Genomic DNA, 21,083 nt, shown 5'->3' with positions numbered 1-21,083 from the left:
TGTCACGCTGGTCTGAGCGTCCTTGCGGGGTTACCCGTCGTTCCCGCCGCTGTCCCCGGGGTATGGGGAGCCGCCGCCCCCGCCGCTCGAGGAGCCGGCCGAGGGGGTACCGATCATTCCCACGACCTGCTGGGCCGTGAGTTCCTGGTCCTCCTCCAGGTCGAGGAACACGGCCGCGTTGTTCGCCAACCGGTCGGAGATCACGATGAACTCCGATTCCAGGCCGACCATGATCTCGTGGATCTTTGCCATGGACGTTTCGATCTCCGTGGCGAGCGAGTCGGCGGGTGGCAGGAGTTTGCCGTTTCCGAGCAGGATGAAGTGACCATCCTCCGGCGGTCCCCCGGCGTATCGGGTCAATTGGGTGACCTCCTCGCTGCACCGCTCACGGAGGGGGATGAGGAAGTTCTGGTGGAACTGATTGATCCGATCGAAGTCGATGGCGGTGCCTTCACCATCGCCCGTCTTGTCTCCGCCTGTCCCGCTCCCGTCTCCTCCTTCGCCGCTTTCGCCTTTCTCGCCGTCCTCGTCATCCGACTCGGTTTCCTCGTCGTCTCCTTCGCCGCCTGCCCCGTTCCCGTCTTCCTCTCCGTCGTCGTCCCCTCCGCCGTTTTCGCTGTCTTCGTCTTCTTCCGGCTCCTCACCGACCTGCTGGTCGGGGTCCAGTGCACTCCTCCACCGCGTATCGCCCGACCTGGTTTCCTCGTCGTCTTCTTCTGCGTCCTCGCCGCCGCCGTACCCGTCCAGGCCCGGCTGGTCGTCGGCGAGCCTGGACATCACCTGGTCGTCTCCGGCCCCGTCGTTCCCGCCCTCCGGGTCGCCGGTTCCTTCGCCTTCGGGGTGGCTCGATCCGTAGCCGTCGGAGCCTTCGTCGCCGGTGCCGTCACCGGTGTGTTCGGTTCCGCCTTCGGGGTAGGTCGCCCCGTCGCTACCGGTGCCTCCATCGCCGGTGCCGTCGCCGCCGCCGTACCCGTCCAGGCCCGGCTGGTCGTCGGCGAGCCTGGACATCACCTGGTCGTCTCCGGCCCCGTCGTTCCCGCCCTCCGGGTCGCCGGTTCCTTCGCCTTCGGGGTGGCTCGATCCGTAGCCGTCGGAGCCTTCGTCGCCGGTGCCGTCACCGGTGTGTTCGGTTCCGCCCTCGGGGTGGCCCGACCCGTCGTCGCCGGAGTTTCCGTTACCGGTTTCCTCGCCGCCGGTTTGCCCGCCCCCGAGGGACTCGGCCCCCTCCTCCTCGGGATGTCCGCTGCGGTAGTGGTCCTGAGGGCCGCCTCCGTGCTCCGGGTCGCCGTCCCCTTCACCCCCGGGCTTCTCTCCGTCGCCGGACCAACCGCCCCTGGGGCCGCCGCCGTACGATCCTTCGCCGTAGGGCTTCTCCTCGTCACCGGGGTCGTACTCCGACTCCTCGCCGGTCTCCGGGTGTTCCTCAGTGGGTTCGGCGGGCTCCTCCTGGCCCCCGGGCTCGCCCGCCTGCCCCGGGTCCTGGCCGCTCCCCCCGGGGTGTCCGACTTCCTCACCCCCGGCAGGGGGTTCGGAGCCCGGCTGCCCGTCACCCCCGGCCACGGGGTCGGACGAATCCCCCTCCGGCTCCTCGATCGTGATCACACCGGTCTCGGGGTCGGTCGTGACCTCGCCGTCTCCGGGGTCGATGGAGATCGTGTCGGTCTCCGGGTCGACCTCGATCCGCAGGTCACCGGCCTCGACGGTGATGACACCGGTCTCCGGGTCGACCGAGACCTCGGCCTCCTCGCCCTCGCCCCCGCCCCCTTCCGGGGACTCCTCACCGGACGACTCCGCTCGGGACTCTCCGGTGTCGATGGTGATGCGCCCGGTCTCCGGGTCGATCGTGATCTCGGAGGACCTTTCGCCGTCCTCACCCTCCTGCGCGGTGACAGCGACCCGCTCGGTCGTGGGGTCGTACCCGGCCTCGAGCGTCTCCGCGGCCTCGAACGTCTCCGCGGGCTCGACGGCGATCCGCTCGAAGACCGGCTCCGCCGGAGTCCCACCGTCGGCCTCGTAGGTCACCTGGTCGTCGAGCTCGTTCGCGCGCCGCACCGGCTCCTGACCGACCAGCACCGAGGAGACGTCCGACTCCTCGGGGGTGCCGACGGGCACCGTCTCCACCGCCTCCACCGCGACGGCCGGTTCCACGACCATGGGTTCGGACGCCCGCGCGGGCTCGAACACGACCCCCTCGGCCGTTCCGGCGGGGACCTCGGTGGTCGGTGCGCCCAGGAGGATCCGACCGGTCTGCTCGTCGACGGTGACATCGGTCCCGGCCGGGTCGATGACCACGTCCCCCGACGTCGGATCGACGGTGACCGAGTGGGAACCGTGCAGGATCGAGATCAGGCCCGTCGCGGGATCGATGGTGATCGGCCCGGAGCCGGCGGCGACCCGCGTCTGCGCCACGCCGTCCTGTGCCGCCTGGTCGGCGAAGAGGACGGCGTCATGGATCTCCGCCTCGGCCTCGCCCTCGGTCTCCGTGGACGGGAGGGGGCCCAGCAGCGCGGAGGTGAAGTCGAGGGGTTCGTTCTGCTCGGTCACGGGAGCTCCTCAGACACGAACTGTCGGAATCGGGATCGGTGCCGCCGGACGGGGGCGGTTCGGGGGTGGTGGGGGTGGGGAACCCGGGCGAGCGGTGCGAGGGGAGTGGCCGCCCGCCCGGGGGCGTGTGCCGGGAGTGCCGCGGTGGGCGGGCTACATGAGCGACGCCCACTCGACCGCCTCGCGGCTGTCGGTTCCGGAGTAGTTGTTGCGGATCTGGTTCAGGGCCATCTCGGCCTTGCCCAGCAGGGTCCGCATGTCGGCGACGTTCAGTCGCCACTGCTTGACCTTGGCGTCGTAGGCCTCGGCGGTGGCACCTTCGAGGTCCGCCCTGACGGTCTGCATCTGCATGTCCAGGTTCTCGATCGCGTTGGCGACCGTTTCGGTCTGGACCCTGAGCTGCTGCGTCGATTCGTCGACGTAGGCGTAGCTGACGTCGAAGCCGTCCATGTGCGTGTGGCCTTTCTTCCGTGGGGGTGGGGGCAGCCCGGTCAGTTCGGGTTGAGGTCGCTCATCCAGCGGGAGCCCTCGACGAGGTTCATGTCCTCGGCGCTGTGCATGGCCTGGACGGTCCCGCCGAAGGTGCCGATCATCTGGTTCATGTCGTTGGTGATGAGCCGCAGCTCCTCCAGCCAGCCGACCAGCGCCTCGCTGTACTTGTTGGCGGCGGCGCCGTGCCAGGACGCGCGCAGCGTGTCTCGGGTTCCGTCCACGTTCGAGTAGACGTTGTTGCAGGTGGTGTGGGCCTCCGTCATCGCCTCCTGGGCGATTCCGTTGGCCTGCTCTGTATTCCGTGTCCTGCCTTCGGCCATGCCTTCGTCTCCTTCCTCGCTGGGTCACCGGTCCGATGCGGAGCCGGATCCTCGGTCTGGGTTGGTGGTCATGGGCACCCCGCGTTCTGGGCGCGCTCGGACGGCCCCAGGGGCAGGGCGGCCGCGTCGGGGTGCAGGAGCGGCCCGGTGGGCAGCAGCCTGAGCAGCGACGTGGGCACCTCGGTCGACGCGTCGGCGTCCACACCGAGGCTGGTCAGCACGTCGCCGTCCGGCACGGGGTACTTGGCCGCCGCGTCGGTGACGAGGTAGTGGGTGGTGCTGTCCGTGTCGCCGCCGACGGGCCGGGCCCGCACCACGGCTCCGCCTCCGGACGGGATGCCGATCAGGTCGGGGGTCGGGCATCCGGGGGCGATCGCGGGAACTTCCTGGACCGGGAGGGCGCTGACGGAACCGGACTCGTCCAGGGTCACCGACAGTGATCCTCCGTCGCCGAGCCGCAGGCAGGGGAGCCGCCCGTCGACGGACCGGAGTTCGGGCGGCGCCGCGGGCGACCGCGTGTCCTCCCTGGTCGCGTCCTCGCCGCCCGCCGCCAGGTTGGCGTGGGCCTCCGCCGCCGGGAGCGCGATCGCCTCGGGGGCGGAGCCGGGGTAGGCGGCCGCGGTGTTCTCCGGATCGGCGAGCAGGAGCAGGGCCTCGACGAGGGTCAGGGGCGCGAGTCCGCCCCCGGTGAGCAGGTAGTGCTGGTCCGGCTGGTCGGGGGTGGACACGGCGAACACCTGCCCCACCCGGCGCTGGAGGCCCGCGAGGGCGGGGCCCGGCGTTCCGGCGCCCGGAACGTCCCGCGCGGTGAGGTCGGGGGCCGTGGGCACGGTGTCCAGGAACGCCGCGGTGACGGGGTAGGCGGGACTCGTCCCGTAGCCGAGCGCCTGGACGGCGCCGCCCTCCTCGTCCAGCCGCAGCCGGGCGCCGTGCCAGAGCAGGTGGCGGCCGCCGTCGGGCCCTGCCAGGAGGACCGCCTCCCCGTCGCCCAGGGGCGTGGGCTCCGGTGCCGTGCCGACCGTCAGCGCCGTGCGCGCGCGGTCGTCGTCCAGGGGCAGTGCGCACAGCCTCCATACGGCCGATGCGAGCGCCTCGTCGCCGGGCAGGGAGTCGGGGGCGCCGGGGATGCCGACCGGGCCGCCGACCGGTACGCCTTCGAGGGAGCCCGCGTTCACCAGGGAGACGTTCGCCTGTTGGCCCTGGATCAGGCGGGCCGACGCGTAGTTGGCGACCGGTCGCAGCGTGCCGCCCGAGTAGACGTAGGCGGCACCGGAGTCGCGTTCGATGACGAGCTGGCCCTCCTGGCGCCAGGAGGTGGCTCCGCCGGGGAAGATCAGGCCGAAGACGAGGAATCCGACGCACAGCAGCGCTGCGATGGCCAGGCCGATGAAGGTGCTGGTGCGGGTGCGGCGCATGGGGGCGTCGACCGCGTCGGGGTCGGCGTCCAGCATCGCCGTGCCCAGACGCCCCACGGTGAAGTTGTGCGCCATGACACGGTCGCGACGTGACTGCATCTCACCCGCCGATCGCGCGCAGGGCGGCGAAGACGCCGAAGCCCGCCAGGACGAGGGAGAAGATCGCCACGCACAGCAGGGTCTGGACGATCTCGGCGGCGCGGCCCCAGTGCGGCAGTTGGCGGCGTCCGGGCACCGTCCACGACACGATGGCCAGGACCGTGGTGACGGCGAACAGCGCGATCAGCGCCAACGAACGGGGAAGGGGCCCGGCCGCCCACGCGAACAACACCGTCAACGCGGTCAGCCCGATCCAGGGCGGAGCCACCAGGAAGGCGCGCTGCCAGGCGCTGGCGACGCCGCGGGTCTGCAACAGCAGTACCAGGGACACGATGACGCACAGCGCCACCGGCACCCAGCCCGGCGACGCCGCCAGGACGACCAGGCACACGGTGAGCACCGCGCCGGTCGCGGCGTACAGGGCGGTCTGGAACCGGTCGGCCAGGTGGGTGCGGTCCAGGACGGCCCGTGCGGGGAAGGGGTCGATGCCCTCCTGGAGCTGGTCGGGGTTGGACGGCAGCGGTGGGAGGCGCAGCCCGGAGAGCCGAAAGGCCAGTTGCGGCGCGAAGGTGCCGGTCAGCAGGGCGATCAGAGCGACCATTCCGGCGACGGCCGGGACCGAGGAACCCGGCACGAACATCAGCGTGACGCCGCCCAGGACGGCCAGGACCTCGACGGTGAACAGTCCCGCGAAGAACGGGACGGATCCCGCCACGGCCGCCATGCCGAGCACCGTCGCCCCGGCCGCGGTCATGGATCCGCTGAGGATCCGCGCGCCGAGCAGGCTCAGTCCGGGTTCGCCGGTGGGCACGGCGGCGCCGGCCAGGGCCATGGCCAGGGCGGCCAGGGCGGCCAGGACGGTGGCCGCGGGCAGGTCGCCCATGGCCCGGGAGGCGGCCGCGGCGGACAGCAGCATCAGGACGGCGGACGAGGCGGCGGTCAGCGCGGTGAGCGTGCCGACGCCGCCGATCGCCATGACCGCGAGACCGGTGAGGAGGACCGCCAGGCCCATGCCCTGGAGGAGCACGCGGGAGAACTCGGGGCGCCAGCGGTCGGGGCGTTCGGCCATGCCCGTGGCGACCCCGTCGGTGAGGTCGTCGAAGTGGATGGGCGGAAGCTGGTCGCGGCGCGGACGCAGGTAGAGGGTCTCGCCATGGCACAGGCCCAGGGACCGGAGGGTCTCGTCCTCCTCGAACGGCTCGTCGCCGAGCTGTTGGAGGACCCAGCCGTCGTGCTCCAGCCCGCTCTCGTCGAGGTCCTCGCCGTTGTCGCCCTCGGCGTAGAGCACGAAGGTCGGCACCAGCTCGGACAGTGGCACCTCGGACGGCGCGGCGATCTCGAAGGACCTGCTGGGGGCGCGGATCACGAGACGGCACAGATCCGCGGCGGCAGGGTCGGTCATGCGGGTTCCCACCCCTCAGGGTGATGTGTTCCAGCGTGTGGCGGACCGTCACGGCGTGTCACACGGACTTTGGAACTGTGTTGGTTACGGGTTCTGTATGTGTGAGCTTATGTGACAACACTAGCGTTTGCTTGGCATCATGGGAACAGAACCACCTCGAACCAAGGCGAAATCGAGGTGTACGTCTCATTCGCCCATAAGGGAGGCCCAGCTCCGTGGGTACGATCCTCGTCCGCCGACCACCGCGCCGCCCGGGCCCCGACCTGCCCAGCGGCGAGATCACCCTCCAGGAGCCTCCCGAGCTCTCCGAGCCGCAGTCGAGCATGTCGTCGGTCTTCATGTACCTGCCGATGGCGCTGACCTCGATGGCGATGATGATGCTGTTCATCCGTCCCGGCGGCTCCGGCGGCGGGGCGATGCCCTACGTCGCGGGCGGCATGATGCTCACCGGCGCGGTCGCGATGCTCGGCGGCCAGTACCTGCGCACGATGCTGGAGCGCCGACGCGCCCTCAACGACGACCGGCGCGACTACCTGCGCTACCTCAAGCAGATGCGCGCCCGGTTGCGCGAGGTGGTCACCGAGCAGCGCGACGCCATGCTCTGGCGGGCGCCGCAGCCCGACGCCCTGTGGTCGATCGTGCGGACCTCGCGGCTGTGGGAGCGGCGCGCCGACGACGAGGACTTCGCCGAGGTGCGCGTCGGCGTGGGCGAGCAGGCGATGGCCATGACCATCTCGCCGGTCTCGTCCAAGCCCGTGGAGGACCTCGAACCCCTCGCCGCGCACGCCCTGCGCCGCTTCATCCGCGCCTACGGCACGGTCGAGGACCAGCCCGTCCAGGTCTACCTGCGCGGCTACGCCCGGCTCTCACTGCGCGGCGACGAGGCGAGCTGCCGCGCCCTGGTCCGCGCGCTCATCGGTCAGCTGGCCGTCTTCCACGCCCACGACGAACTGCGCCTGGCCGTGTGCGCGTCCGCGGAGACCCGTGAGGCGTGGTCGTGGACGAAGTGGCTGCCGCACACCCAGCACCCCACCGAGCGCGACGGGGCCGGACCCGCCCGGATGTTCACCGACAACGCGATCGAACTGGAGCGGCTGCTCGGCGAGGACCTGGCCGACCGTCCGCGCTTCGACCCCTCCGGTGTGCCCAACAGGGAGGAGCCCTACACCGTCATCGTGGTCGACGGAGGCGAGGTGCCCGCCGGGTCACGGCTGCTCGGCGGCGGCTACCGCAACGCCGTCATCGTCGACGTGGCCGACCCCATGCCGCCCGACGACGACCCCTACACCCTGTCCCTTCGGGTGGAGCCGGACGAGCTCGTCATGCTCTCCGAGGACCACAGCGGGCGCGCCGTGGAGACGCCCCTCGGCCGTCCCGACGTCCTCAGCCTGAACCGCGCGACCAGTCTGGCCCGACTGCTCGCCCCCTACCGGATCGGCATGCAGGTCGAGGTCACCGAGCCGCTGACCACCGACTTCGAGCTGACCAGTCTGGTGGGCATCGCCAACCTGCACGACCACGACGCCGAGCGCATGTGGAGCGAGTTGCACCCCAAGAACCGGCTCCGGGTGCCCATCGGCATCAGCGCGGAGGGCGCGCCGCTGGAGCTGGACCTGAAGGAGTCCGCGCTGGGCGGCATGGGGCCGCACGGCATGCTCATCGGCGCCACCGGATCCGGCAAGAGCGAACTGCTGCGCACCCTGGTCCTGGCGCTCGCGCTCACGCACTCGTCCGAGACGCTCAACTTCGTCCTCGTCGACTTCAAGGGCGGCGCGACCTTCATCGGGCTCGACGGGCTGCGGCACACCTCCGCGCTGATCACCAACCTGGCCGACGAGGCCATCCTGGTCGACCGCATGCAGGACGCCCTGAACGGCGAGCTGGTCCGCCGCCAGGAGCAGCTGCGCGCCGCCGGGAACTTCAGCTCCGTCCACGAGTACGAGAAGGCCCGCGAGTCCGACCCGTCCATGGAGCCGATGCCGACCCTCCTCGTCGTCGTCGACGAGTTCAGCGAGCTGTTGGCCGCGCACCGGGACTTCATGGACCTGTTCGTCATGATCGGCCGCCTGGGCCGAAGCCTCGGCGTCCACCTGCTGCTGGCCTCGCAGCGACTGGACGAGGGGCGCATGCACCAACTGGAGGGGCACCTGTCCTACCGGATCGCGCTGCGCACCTTCTCCGCGATCGAGAGCCGCGGCGTCCTCGGCGTCCCCGACGCCCACCAACTCCCGTCGGCGCCCGGCAACGGCTACCTCAAGACCGACACCGAGACCCTCACCCGGTTCAAGGCCGCCTACGTCTCGGGCGCCTACCGGGTTCGGCCGCGCGCCGCGAACCGGTTGACCGTCGGCGGCGAGGTCGTCCCCTTCACGGACTTCCACGTCCCCCTGCCCGACCCCGAACCGGAGGAGCCCGTCGAGGAGGAACCCCAGGAGGAGCCCGACACCCTGCTCGGGACGGCCCTGTCGGCGCTGCACGACCGCGGCCCGACCGCCCGCGAGGTCTGGCTCCCGCCGCTGGACGTGCCGCCGTTGATGGACGAGCTCCAGCGCATGGTGGGTGTTGGCATGCCCGAGGGCGGGCTCGCCTGGACCGACCAGGGGCGGCTGCGCGTCCCGCTCGGCGTCATCGACCGCCCCTTCGAACACGCCCGGCTCCCGCTCACCGCCGACCTCACCGGCGCGGGCGGCCACGTGGGTGTCGCGGGCGGCCCCCAGAGCGGCAAGAGCACCCTGCTCGCCTCGCTCATCCTGGGCCTGGCGGTGGTCAACACCCCCGCCCAGGTGCAGTTCTACGGCATCGACTGCGGTGGCGGCGTCCTCCAGACGCTCAGCCCCCTGCCGCACGTGGGCAGCGTCGCGGCCCGCACGGACGAGCGGCGGATCAACCGCACCATCATGGAGATGCACGAGCTGCTCACCAAACGCGAGTCGTTCTTCGCCGAGCACGGCATCGACTCGATGACGACCTACCGGCGCCGCCGGGCCGCCGGGGAGTTCGCCGACCAGCCCTACGGTGACGTCTTCCTCGTCATCGACGGCTGGGGCACCATCCGCCAGGACTTCATGGACCTGATCCCGCCCATCGTCCAGCTCGTGCAGCGCGGCCTCAACTACGGACTGCACGTCGTGGTGGCCTCACCGCGCTGGGCCGACTTCAACACCGGCGTGCGCGACCTGATGGGCACCCGGTTCGAGCTGCGTCTGGGCGACCCGGTCGACTCCATGGTCCACATGCGCGCCGCCCAGACCGTGCCCCGCACACCGGGCCGGGGCATCACCGAGGACAAGCACCACTTCCTCACCGGCCTTCCCCGCGCCGACGGGGACGCCGACCCGGTGACCCTCTCGGTCGGCGTGGGCGAGCTGATCGAGCGGATCCGCACCGCCTGGGACGGCCCCGAGGCCCCGCCGGTGCGCACGCTGCCCCCCGTCCTGCACGCGGCGGAGCTGCCCGCGTCCCAGCTCACCAAGACCGGCGGCCTGAAGATCCCGCTGGGGTTGGAGAGCCGCCGGATGCAGCCGTTCTGGCACGACTTCTCCGCGACCCCGCACCTGCTGGTGGTGGGCGACACCGAGACCGGCAAGACCACCCTGCTCCGGCACGTCACCAACGCCATCCGCGAGCACTACGACTCGACGACCGCCCGCGTGGTCCTGGCCGACCAGCGCCGCCAGCTCTACGACGCCATCCCCGAGGAGATGCGACTCGGGTACGCGGTCTCGCCCGACAACGTCAAGGAGATGATGGTCGCCGCCGCCCAGGCGATGAAGGCCCGCCTGCCGGGGCCCGAGGTCACCCCCGACCGCATCCGCAAGCGCGACTGGTGGACGGGACCGGAGCTGTTCATCGTCATCGACGACTTCGAGATGGTCTCCGGCAGCGGACCCAGCCCGCTGACACCGCTGCTGCCGATGCTCTCCCAGGGAGCCGAGATCGGCATGCACGTCGTCCTCGTCCACGCGGCGGGCGGCTTCAGCAGGGCCTCCAACGACCCCGTGATCCGCTCGATGATCGACTTCAACACGCCCAGCATCATGCTGTCCGTCCCGCCCTCGGAGGGCATGCTGTTCGGCAACGTCCGGGCGAGGAAGATGCCGCCCGGACGCGCGCTGTGGATCTCCCGGCGCGACCCCGTCGAGGTCCAGCTGGCCATCGCCGAGGGGGCGGAGGGGTGACACGCCCTGGGTCGGCCCGACGGCCCCGGGGGCGGAACGCCGCTCCGGGGCCGTCGGGCCGACCTCAGACGACGGGGCGCGGGTCCTCCTCCGGGGTCACCCGCTCACCCGGGGCGGCCGGGCGCCAGCCCCGGTCCCGTCCCAGGCGCAGCACCGCGCCGCCCACCCCGCACAGCACGACGAGCAGCGCGGAGCCCCCCACCACCGCCGCGGTGACCGGAGCCTCCACCGACCCGAGACCGGACGGTCCGGGCACCAGGGCCTCCCCGCGCACCCGTGCCGCCGCCTCCTGCGCCGCGGCCGCGGGATCGGCGGCGAGCGCGCCCAGGGGGTCGACGCGTCCACTGCCCACGACCGGGTCCACCGACCCCAGGGCCGACCCGTAGGCGGTCGACATCAGCCGCTCCCGGACCCGGGCCGGGGACGCGTCCGGCTCCCGGGACACCAGCAGCGCCGCCGCCCCCGCGGCGAACGCGGCGGCCACCCCGTCGCCGCCCGAGGTGACGTGGCCCGCACCGCCCGGCCCCACGCTCAGCACCCGGTCTCCCGGCGCGGTGACGTCGACCCGTGCCAGCTCGCCGCCGGGCATGATCAGGGGCTCGCCCAGCACGACCTCCCCGGCGGCGTCGTGGGCGGCCACGCTCAGCACGGCCGGGTCCTGGGCCGGGTATCCGGGGTAGGGGCCGTCGGGTGTGGGAACCGTGGCCGGGGCCACGACGAGCGCGCCCGCGGAGGTCGCCGCGGCCACCGCCTCGTCCAGGGCGGCGGACCCCTGGAAGGCGGCGGTGCCCACCAGGATCACGCGGGCGCCCGCGCCGACGGCCTCGGTGATTCCGGCGGCGATGTCGGCGGGGGAGGCGAGACCGGTGTCGGCGTCCCCGGTCGGGACCTCGACCACCACCGACTCCGGAGCCACCCCGACCAGGCCGCTGTCCGGGAGGGGGCGCGCCGCGACGATCCCGGCCAGGAAGGTGCCGTACCCCAGGCAGTCTCCTGCGTCGGCGCCCTCGACCGCGCCCGCGAGGGCGGGCACCCCGCCGTCCACGCCGGTGGCCAGAACGGCGACGGACGTCCCGCGCCCCCGGCTCAGCTCGTGGGCGCGGGTCAGCCCGAGGGCCTGCGAGGTCCAGGGCACCCGCGCGACCACGTCCGCGCCGGGCGCGGCGCACGCGTCGTCGGCCCCCTTGAACTGGGTGATCTGGGGCAGAGCCGCGGGCTCGTCCGTCGAGGCCAGGGCCGGGGAGGGGGCCAGACCGAACGCGAGCAGCGCGGCCAGCGCGACTCGGACCGGTCGGGTGGTGGGTGTGGCGCGACCGGGTGTCGGACGCTGCTGGTTCATCGGGGGTCGCTCTCTCGTCCTCGCTCGTGCATCCGTGGTGGGGCCGTGTCCGCGTCAGGCCCAGGCGATCTCCTCCAGGGCCCGCAGACTGGGGGCGGTCGCCTCGGGGGTGTCCGGGGCGACCCGGCCGCCGTAGGGGGTCTCGGGTTCCCGGGCGGCCCGGCGCAGGGCCTCCAGCGGGCTCAGCTCCTCACTCCTGCGCTCGACCATCCACCGGATCCAGTGGGACTTGGCCACCGAACCCGCCCGGCCCGAAGCCGTCGTCGCGATGAAGGACGCCGCGTCGTCCGTCTCAGCGGCCCACAGGTACCCCACCACCTGCTCGTCGTCGCGGACCGGCAGGTACCGCACCGCTGACTCGGTCGTGGGGTGGTAGGAGCGCACGTCCAGGGTGAAGGGTGACAGCGGGCCCCAGTCCGGTGCGCGGCCCCGTCCCGGCTCCTCGGGGCGGTCGCGGACCAGCGGGGGAGCGCTCTCGTGCCCGGGGTTGGCGAGCTCGTACAGTTCGTCGAGGTTCGCCGCCTCCCGTGCGGGTCCGCCGAGCGACCCCGCGACGGGGTCCTCGGGAGAGCCGCTCCAGTGTTCGAGTGCCTGTGTCGCGGTCATGCCCTGGTCGCCGGCTTCCTGTAGGCGTTTCGACCATTGCGACGCGACCCTGAGCCGGACGATCGGTTCGGCGGCGGCCAGCACCATGACGCAGCTCGCCGCGTCCTCCTGCGTGGCGGCCCACAGGTAGGCGATCACCCGTTCCCCCAGGGTGATGGGGCGGTAGCGGACGGGCGACGACGTCGAGGTCCGGTAGCGGCCCCTGCCGCTTCGTGCCGTGTCGGCCATGTGTGGTGTCTCCCATCCGGTTCGCGCGGGAAGGCGCCCCCGCGCGGTCTCGTACCGGGCTTTGCGCGCCGGTTCCCGTTCACTCTGGTCGGCCGGCCCCGCCGTCACGTTCGTGGCCATGCCAGCATGCTCGGATCGATCGTGCCCTGCGGGGCGCGGCCGTCGGTGGGTACGAGGACCCCCGCGTCGATGTGGATCGTCCCGTCGGCGCTTCTCGTCACACCTGTGATCACGTACCGCGTGCCACGCGGCAGGAGCAGTTCCCGCTGGGCGGGGACGGAGCTGTTCCCGCCCAGCCAGAGCCCCCTGGCTCCGGCGGGCAGGGTGAGGTGGAGGTGGATCCGTGCGTGACCGGAGCTGGGCGGAGCCGCTTCCGCGCCCAGGGAGGTCGACATGTAGCCGAGCTCTGTCTGGATCGTCCCGATGAGCGCCTCCAGGTTGTCCGGATCGAACCCGTCCAGGAAGCCGATGCTCTCCAGACCCCGGTGCGTGAGGACGGGCTCGGGAAGGACGCTCCGTTCGAGCGCCTGGTCGATGAGGCCGATCCGGAGTTCGACGTCCTCGATGCGGGAGAACCGCCCGACCGCGCTGATCAGAGCCTCGGCGTGCGCCGCGTCGCGGCCCCACAGCTCCGCGAGCCGTGCTCCGGGATCGGGCGAGTTCACGATGTCGTGGACCACGGCCCACTGGTGCGCGTTCAGGTCCTCGCGCCCGGCGGCGTGGACGACGTCGTTCAGGGTGGGAGGGCTCAGCAGCGGTCCGGTCAGCTCGTCCAGGGGCCAGCCGGAGACGTCGCCCCGGGTCCAGTCCGCCAGCACCCTCCTTCTGGCGTCATCGTCCCCGGCTCGGAGTATGTCGTTGTACGGCCAGCTGACCCTGGTGTAACCGACCACCGCGAACCTCTGCTCGTCCGTGAGGTTCCGGAACGAGTGGGGGTTCCTCCGCGGGTCGTCGAGGAACTCGTTGCCGTACCTGTCCCCTTCCTCGTTCGTCGTGAAGCGCCGGACGCCGTCGTTGTGGACGGTGCCCGGGAGCGCGTCGGGAGAGGCCCCGGGCGGGGGGTCCACCGCCCGGTCCATGCCGTGATCCGCGTCCGCCGGGTGAGCGTCCAGCATCCAGTCCAGGTCGGGCATCCCGCCCTGGTCCAGCCTGGGGCCCGGCTCCGGGTCCGATGCCGGCGCCCCGTCCGACTCTGGGCGCTCTGGGCGCTCTGGGTCCGACGTCCAGTCCAGACCGGGCATCCCGTCCGGTCCCAGGACCGTGTCCGGGTCCCGCATCCAGGCCGCGTCGGGTGTCGTGCCCGGCTCCGGTGCGGGGTCCGACATCGACGTGTCCTCGTCCCCACTCGTGTCGTCGGCGTCCGTGCCGACGGTGCCCGGGGCGTCGGCGGAGCCGAAGCCGGAGTACGGCTCGTCCGCGTCGTCCGTGTCGGTGCCGCCGTCGGACGGCCCGGCCGCCTGGTCGTCGGGGTTCCAGGGGCCGGGTTGGGGTGTGAAGGCCGGCATGACGGTGAGGTCGGTCGCGAGCGGGTTCCGGGTCGCGCCGCGAGTCCGCGCGGTGGGGGCGGGCGGGAGCCCTCCCTCCCCGTCGCGGGGGTCGGAACGCCAGTCGGCGGGAGGTGTCCATCCGTCCGGCACGACCTCGGCCTCGACCACCCAGTGGTCGTTGTCGTACAGCTCGTCGCGGACCGGTCGGACGCCGTGGACGACGAAGGTGGTCCCGCGCCGAAGGACCACGTCGGGCCCGTCGCCGGGCAGAGGGCCGGCGAGGTCGGAGGTGTTGAGGGCGGGGTAGCCCCGGGGAACCCTGATGAGGATGTCGACCGGGTCGCGGAAGTCGGGTGGGGGTTCGCCGGTGGTGGCGGCGGTGAATCCGGGGTCGGTGTAGGTCCTCCCGATCAGGTCGCGCATGGAGCCGGGGTCCGTGGGGGAGGCGCCCAGGAGGTCGGTGAAGGTGGTGTCCGCGCGCTGGTGCAGGATCAGTGGGTCGGGTGCGGTGGAGCGTTCGATCAGGGTGTCGAGGGTGTCCACGGCCTCGCGTACGCGCTCTGGGGCGCCTTCGGGCCCGCTGCCGTGGCGCAGAGCGTCGTTGACGGTGGTGCCGCCGTCTCCGGTGAAGTCCCGGACGACCGAGGTCTCCGGTGGGGTCATGGCGGGTGGCGGCATGCGCAGCGCCAGGTACATGGTGCCGTGGCCGGGTTCGCCGAGGGCCTGGCCGTCACGCATGCCCTGGGGTTGGACTCCGCTGCCCCAGGGGATGCGTGACGGCCAGGCGGCGCGGTCGCGGCGGCCGTCCTGGTGCTCGGCGCCCTGACCGTCCACGGCCGGGGTGCTCTCCTGGTCGGCGGGGGGCGCCACCGGCGTCTCGGTCGACGCCGTGGGGGTGAACCCGGGGAAGGGCCGGTCGAGGAGTCCGTTTGGGTCGTGGGGCGCTTTGGGGTCCAGGAACGGGAACAGCGGTTTGGGATCGAACCCCGCTCCCAGTCCGTCACGCGGCAGTGAGTGGCCGTCGGGGTGCGATGCGGCGCCGTCACGCGTGTCGTCCACGTCGCCGAGGGGCCAGTCGGTGTCCTGCCCGGGCTCGGCGGACTCACGGGTCCCCGACGCGGCCCCGTCACGGTCCGCTGTTTCGTTGACGGAGCCCGCGCTGTCGTCATGAGCGGGCTGACCCGTGTCGGGGAGCTCGGGGAGACTGACGCGCAGGACCGTCAGGTCGGTGTTGTCGGGTGCGGCGGGAACGAGGACGTCCGCGTCGATGTGGAGCGTTCCTTCGTCGTCCATGGTGACCTTGGTGATCTGGTACCGGGTGTTGCGCGGTAGGAGCAGCTTCTGTTGGTCCGGGTCACCGCCCTCACCCTCGACCCAGAGCCCCCTTGCTCCGGCGGGCAGCGTGAGGTGGAGGTGGAACGGCGCCGGGTCCGAGCCGGGTGGGGTGTGCGCTCCGAGGGTGGTGGACAGGTAGCCGGACACTGTCTGGACCTTGTCCACGAGCGCCTGCGGATTGCTCGGGTCGAATTCCCGTAGGAAGCCGACACTGTCCAGATCCTGGTGCACGAGGATGGACTCGGGCAGGTGCGTGTCGTTGAGAGCCTGGTCGATGAGGCCGATCTGGTGGTCGAGCTCCTCGACGCTCGGGAAGTGGCCGAACGCATCGACCAGGTGCCCGGCGAATCCCGCCTTGCCCAGCAACTCGGCGATCCGCGCGTCGGGGGCGGGGGAACTCAGGATGTCGTCGACCATGGCGCGCTGGGCCGGAGGCAGGTCCGACTGTGCGGCATCGTCGATGTCGAAGTACGTCGGGGGGATCCACTCGTCCCCGGCCATGGTCATCTCGTACAGGGGCCACCCCTCACCGCGGTCCGCGAACCAGTCCCGTAGAAGGTCCAGCTTCGCCTCGCGGTTCGAGGCCGACGACATCTCGTTGTAGGGGCGTGGTTCCTTCAGGAGCTGTCGGACCGCGCCCTGCTGCTCGATCGTCAGGTCCTGGAAGCCGCCGGGGTTCCGCCGGGGGTCGTCGAGAAACTCGTCGCCGTATCTCGCCCCCTCCTCGGCTGAGGCGAAGCGCCGGACCCCGTCATCACCGACGGTGCCGGGGAGCGAGGTGAAGGCGGACAGCGGCCTCGGGCCGGTCATGCCGCCCGGGGCACCTCCGGCGACGGGAACGATGACGTCCGCGTCGAAGTGGATCGTCCCGTCGGCGCTCCTGGTGACGTCCCTGATCATGTACTGGGTGTCACGCGGCAGCAGCAGTTCCCGCTGTTCCGGGGCGGCGCTGTGACCTCCCAGCCAGAAGCCGTGCGTTCCGTCGGGCAGGATCAGGTGGACCTCGAACGGCATGGGCCGCCAGCCGGGCAGTTGGGCTGCCGCGCCCAGGGTGGTCGACAGGTAGCCGGGTTCGGTCTGGACCGTTCCGATGAGGTTCCTCAGGTTGTCCAGGTAGTCCGGGTTCTCAGGGCTGCTCGCCGTGAACCCGTTCATGAAGTCGATCCTGAACAGGCCCCGGTGCGCGAGCAGGGGCTCGGGCAGGGGGCTGCGGTCGATCGCCTCATCGATGCGGCCGATGCGGTGGAGGATGTCGCCGACGGTGGGCCAATGGCCGAAGGAATCACTCAACCGCCCGGCGTAACCCGAATGCCGCATCCAGTAGTCGAGGCGCTCCGAGGGGGCGGCAGAGCCCATGATGTCGTTGACGAGGGCTTGCTGGTCCTCCGTCAGGCCGTCGCGCCGATGGTGGGCGTGTTCGATGTCCCGCATCGTCGGCGGGCGCATGTCCGGCCCCGTCATCTCGTACAGGACGAAACCCGGGCCCCTTCTTCCCCTCGAGCCCAATTCCTCCAGGATCCCCTCGCGGCTCTGGTGGTTCGGGGCCCGCAGGATCCGGTTGTAGGGGTCGCTGTCGGGAAAGGTGTAGCCGTAGACCGCGTCCTGCGTCTCCTCGGGCAGGGACAGGAACGTGTGACGGACTGTGCCGGCGGCGTCGAGGAAGTTCTCGCCGTAGCTCTCCCCTTCCTGGTCAGTGGCGAAGCGTCGGACGCCGTCCGGGCCCACCGTGCCCGGAAGGTTGCCGACGTCGATGGATCGGACCTGGGTATCGGTTCCTGGGACCGCCTCGGAGCCGGACGGGAGTTCCTGTGTCCGATCCACCCCCTGGTTCTCGTCCGAAGACGGTGTCGGGCTCTGGGCGGTGTCCGGGGCGAGCCGGTCTTCGGCGTCGGTTTCGGAGTAGGCGTCGCTGTCGGAGCCCCGCAGAAGGGGGCGGGGCGAGGGAGGCTCACTTCCGGAGTCGCCGTCGGAATCGGAGTCGCTGTCAGTGTCCCCCATCTGGGTCTGGGGGGTGAAGGCCGGCATGACGGTGAGGTCGTCCGCTCGCGGGTTGCCGTGTTCGCGTGTGAGGTCGGTGAAGGCAAGGTCGAGGAGCCCGTTGGGGTCCACGAGCCGTTTGGGGTCCAGTTCCGGAAGCGTGAACGGCGGTTTGATCAGGCCGTACACGTCCATCGGGCCGTCCGGGGAGGCGGTCGTGCGGTCGGTGAACGTGTCGCTCGGGGCATCGTCGGTGTCGCCGAGCGGCCAGTCGACGTCATCGTCGTCGCGCATCTCCGGCGGTGGGGATGCGTCCTGCCCCGTCGCGCCGTGTCCGGAACCGCCACCTCGCCCGGAACCATTGCCGCCACCGGTACCGCGCTCGTCGCCCTGACCACTGCCGTCCTGGCCGTCGTTCTGGTCGTCGTCGGCAGACGTGGTCTGGACTTCTGCGGTGTTCGGGTCGGGTAGCAGGACCCCGGCGTCGAGGTGGACGATGCCGTCGTCGTCGGTTCTGACCCCCGTGATCAGGTACCGGGTGTCACGCGGCAGGAGCAGCTCCCGCTGGTCGTCGACGGAACTGTGGCTGCCCAACCAGAACCCGTGCGCCCCCGCAGGCAGGGTCAGGTGGAGCTCGAATGGCATGCGCTGCCACCCGGGTACCTGGGCCTTCGCGCCCAGGGACGTCGACAGGAACGCCGCGTCGGCCTGGACCGTCCCCACCAGAGCGTCCAGGTTGTCCGGGGCGTGACCGTCCATGAACTCGATCGAGCGCAACCCCCGGTGCACGAGCAGGGGTTCGGGCAGGGGGTTGTTGGCGATGACCTGGTCGATGACGGCGACCCGAGCGAGGATGTCCTCGACCGTGGGGAACCGACCGAAGGAGTCGCTCAACGCCCCGGCGTCGTCCGCGCGCTCCCTCCATTCGGCGAGCCGCTCCTCACGGTCCTGGACCGGGGCACTCATGATCTCGTCGACGATCTCCCGCTGCTGCTGGGTCAGACCCTCGGGCGAGGCGTGTGCGGCCCTGACGTCGTCCATGGTCGGCGGACGCATGTCCGGCCCCGTCATCCGGTACAGGGCGAAACCGTCACCGGCCTCCTCGAGGTACTCGTCCAGCACCTCCTGCCGGTTCTCCCGGTCCGGGGCCCGCAGGATCTGGTTGTAGGGGTCGCTGCCGGGGTTGGTGTACCCGTACACAGCCCTGCGCTGGGCGGGGAGCAGGTTGTCGAACGCGTGACGGTTCCGGGTCAGGTCGTCCAGGAACGTCTCACCGTACTCGTCGCCCTCCTCGTCGGTGGCGAAGCGCCGGACCCCGTCCGGGCCCAGGGTGCCCGGGAGGTCCTCGGGGTCGAAATCGGAGTCGAAACCAGAACCCGACTCAGAGCCGGCCTCCGAGCCCGGGGCGTCGAGGGTCGGGGCAGGGTTACCGGAAGGCTCGGCGACCCAACCGGGCACCGTCGCCGACCCCAGTACGTTTCGCAGCGCGGCCGTAGGGTCCGGGGCGTTCAGGATCCCCGTGACCAACCGCCGCTGCACCGGGGACAGATCGGCACGCCCGGCGTGCGTGAGGATGTCGCCCAGGTCGGGCCAGGAACCGCCGTTCAGCGCGTACAGCTCCCAACCGGGACCACCGCGGAACGACCCGCCGGCACTCACCGGATCCAGTTCCGACGTACCGGTCGGGCCCGGAGCATCGGGTGCGGGCGGGTCTCCGACACCACCGTCGGAGTCGGTGCTCATGTCCGACGCGTGGTCCACGTCCGTCTCACTGTCGACCTCGCCCCGCTGGGGGACGAACGCCGGCATGATGATGGGATCGGTCGTGAACGGGTTTCCGTTCTCGTCCGTGATGTGGGTGAAGGGGAAGTCGAGCAGCCCGTTGGGGTCAGCGAACCGCTTCGGGTCCAGGCTCAGCGGTGAGAACGGCGGCTTCATGAGGCCGTACACGTCCATCGGCCCGTCCGGGGAGGCGGTCGTGCGGTCGGTGAACGTGTCGCTCGGGGCATCGTCGGTGTCGCCGAGCGGCCAGTCGTCGTTGTCACGTGCCTGGGGCAGTGGAGGTGCACCCTGCCCCGTTCCGATCCTGGGACCGTCATCGATACCGGGCACGCGGTGTCCTGCGGAGGCGTCACCGTGCGGGGCGGAGCGCCAGTCGGCGGGGGGTGTCCACCCGTCCGGGACGACCTCGACCTCGACCGTCCAGTGGTCGTTGTCGTAGAGCTCGTCGCCCGCCGGGCGCACGTCGTGCACGACGAAGGTCGCCCCGCGCCGCAGCACCACGTCCGGACCTTCCCCGGGCCGGGGACCCGAGGAGCCCGCGGTTTTGAGCGCTGGGTAGCCCTCGGGCACCCGGATGACCACGTCGACGGGGTTGCGGTGGTCCAGGGGCGGGGTGGTGGCGGTGGTGGCGACGTACCCCGGCTCGGTGAAGGTCCGCCCGATCAGACCGCGCATCGACTCCGGATCGGACAGGGACGCCCCCAACCGTTCGACGAACGCCGAATCCGTACGGTGGTTCAACAGAACCGGTTCGAAGACCCGCGACTGGTCGATCAGCCCGTCGAGCGTCTCCACGGTGGTACGCGCGCCCTCGGGGCCGGTTCCGCCGCGCAGGGCGTCGTTGACGGCGGTGTCCCCGCCGGGTGCGGTGAAGTCGCCGACGACCGACGCCTGCTCGTCGGGCAGGGCGGTCGGCGGCAGGACCTCCGCCACGTCCGCGGGGCCGTCCAGGGCGCGGCCGTCGCGCATGCCCTGGGGCCGGACTCCCTCGCCCCAGGTGGGGGGAGGCGTCCACATGTTGGCCGACGCCCCGGCCTGGCCGCCGTCACCGGTCGTGCTACCCCGCTGCACGTGGACCTGGGTCGTGTCCCCGCGTGAACCGCCACCGGCACCGCGCCCGGAACCGGCTGCGGGGCCACGTCCGTGCCCGCTGGTGGAGGTGTGACCACGACCGTCGCTCTGACCGCTGCCCTGGCCGTCGTTCGGGCCGCTGTCGTGGGGTCCGTCGAAGGGAGGTGCGGGCTGGTCGCCATCGTTACCCGGTGCGGGCGGGAGGACCTCGGCGTCGATGTGGACGATGCTGGTCCTGCCTCCGACGGCTGGGGTTGCGCTGGGCTCGATTCTGACGCCCGTGATCTGGTACCGGGTGCCGCGCGGTAGGAGCAGCGTGCGGGTGTTGCCCGGGGTGCCGGTGTGGCCGCCCAGCCACAGGCCGTGCGTTCCGTCGGGCAGGGTCAGATGGAGTCGGAAGGGCGTGTGCCCCGCACCTGGCGCCTCGACTTCCGCGCCCAGAGAGGTCGACAGGTAGGCGGGATCGGTCTGGACCGTCCCGACGAGCTGATTCGGATCATCCGGGTCGTACTCGGCAAGGAAGGACCGGCCGTGCAGGTTCGGGTGGACGAGCAGGGGTTCGGGCAGGGGGTTGTCGTCGATCGCTTGGTCGATGAGGTCGAAGCCGTGGGTGATGTCCTGGAGCGTGGGGACGCGACCGAACGCGTCGATCAACTGTCCGGCGTATCCCGCCTGACCCCTCCAACGGGTCAGTGCCGCGGCGGGGTCGCCGGCGGTGAGGATGTTGTGGACGATGATCCGTTGCGCGTCTGTGAGTTCGTTGCGCCGGTCGTAGGCGTCGACGATGTCGGCCATCGTCGGTGGACGC

The 21,083-nt window shown here is 71.7% G+C and carries 9 protein-coding genes (1 of these 9 cut by a window edge); 1 reads left to right on the top strand and 8 read right to left on the bottom strand.

Annotated elements, in window-relative coordinates:
• Positions 1 to 30: 30 nt before the first annotated feature.
• The 5 genes from KIK06_RS08935 to eccD form a co-directional block, all read right to left on the bottom strand.
• On the bottom strand, positions 31 to 2,544 hold the full coding sequence (locus KIK06_RS08935; protein ID WP_268642763.1) for a hypothetical protein: 2,514 nt from the start codon (positions 2,542 to 2,544) through the stop codon (positions 31 to 33).
• 153 nt (positions 2,545 to 2,697) lie between these two features.
• Positions 2,698 to 2,994, bottom strand: coding sequence for a WXG100 family type VII secretion target (locus KIK06_RS08930; RefSeq protein ID WP_017600824.1), 297 nt, complete (start codon positions 2,992 to 2,994; stop codon positions 2,698 to 2,700).
• A gap of 41 nt (positions 2,995 to 3,035) precedes the next feature.
• Positions 3,036 to 3,356, bottom strand: coding sequence for a hypothetical protein (locus tag KIK06_RS08925; protein ID WP_268642762.1), 321 nt, complete (start codon positions 3,354 to 3,356; stop codon positions 3,036 to 3,038).
• A 68-nt stretch (positions 3,357 to 3,424) separates the two neighbouring features.
• The gene (eccB, locus tag KIK06_RS08920; RefSeq protein ID WP_268642761.1) at positions 3,425 to 4,870 is read right to left on the bottom strand and encodes a type VII secretion protein EccB; all 1,446 of its coding nucleotides are present in this window, start codon (positions 4,868 to 4,870) and stop codon (positions 3,425 to 3,427) included.
• Position 4,871: 1 nt separating this feature from the next.
• A complete protein-coding gene (gene eccD / locus KIK06_RS08915; protein ID WP_268642760.1) occupies positions 4,872 to 6,272 on the bottom strand; it encodes a type VII secretion integral membrane protein EccD in 1,401 nt (466 codons plus the stop codon).
• Between the two features lie 215 nt (positions 6,273 to 6,487).
• On the opposite strand from eccD, the gene eccCa reads away from it, so the two are divergent.
• The gene (gene eccCa / locus KIK06_RS08910; RefSeq protein ID WP_268642758.1) at positions 6,488 to 10,450 is read left to right on the top strand and encodes a type VII secretion protein EccCa; all 3,963 of its coding nucleotides are present in this window, start codon (positions 6,488 to 6,490) and stop codon (positions 10,448 to 10,450) included.
• Between the two features lie 64 nt (positions 10,451 to 10,514).
• On the opposite strand, the gene KIK06_RS08905 is transcribed toward eccCa, so the two are convergent.
• From KIK06_RS08905 to KIK06_RS08895, 3 genes are all read right to left on the bottom strand, one after another.
• Positions 10,515 to 11,789 (bottom strand): S8 family serine peptidase, encoded by a 1,275-nt coding sequence (locus tag KIK06_RS08905; protein WP_268642757.1) that lies wholly within the window; start codon positions 11,787 to 11,789, stop codon positions 10,515 to 10,517.
• 54 nt (positions 11,790 to 11,843) lie between these two features.
• On the bottom strand, positions 11,844 to 12,623 hold the full coding sequence (locus tag KIK06_RS08900) for a hypothetical protein (protein WP_268642756.1): 780 nt from the start codon (positions 12,621 to 12,623) through the stop codon (positions 11,844 to 11,846).
• Between the two features lie 104 nt (positions 12,624 to 12,727).
• Positions 12,728 to 21,083: the 3' end of an ADP-ribosyltransferase gene (locus tag KIK06_RS08895; protein ID WP_268642755.1), read on the bottom strand. Its footprint extends 18,797 nt past the window's final position; 8,356 of the gene's 27,153 nt are visible here — the last part of the coding sequence; the start codon falls outside the window, past its right edge; its stop codon occupies positions 12,728 to 12,730.

The organism is Nocardiopsis sp. EMB25, from assembly GCF_026797795.1.
In the GTDB taxonomy this organism is placed as follows: Bacteria; Actinomycetota; Actinomycetes; order Streptosporangiales; family Streptosporangiaceae; genus Nocardiopsis; species Nocardiopsis lucentensis.
Note: the sequence above shows the minus strand (reverse complement) of the source record. Positions and strands in the feature narration are given on the sequence as shown.

Bases quoted from the DNA above. Each gene is read 5' to 3' on its own strand.
- KIK06_RS08900 (WP_268642756.1), bottom strand. From the start codon at position 12,623: ATGGCCGACACGGCACGAAGCGGCAGGGGCCGCTACCGGACCTCGACG.
- eccD (WP_268642760.1), bottom strand. From the start codon at position 6,272: ATGACCGACCCTGCCGCCGCGGATCTGTGCCGTCTCGTGATCCGCGCC.
- eccB (WP_268642761.1), bottom strand. From the start codon at position 4,870: ATGCAGTCACGTCGCGACCGTGTCATGGCGCACAACTTCACCGTGGGG.
- KIK06_RS08930 (WP_017600824.1), bottom strand. From the start codon at position 2,994: ATGGACGGCTTCGACGTCAGCTACGCCTACGTCGACGAATCGACGCAG.
- KIK06_RS08905 (WP_268642757.1), bottom strand. From the start codon at position 11,789: ATGAACCAGCAGCGTCCGACACCCGGTCGCGCCACACCCACCACCCGA.
- KIK06_RS08925 (WP_268642762.1), bottom strand. From the start codon at position 3,356: ATGGCCGAAGGCAGGACACGGAATACAGAGCAGGCCAACGGAATCGCC.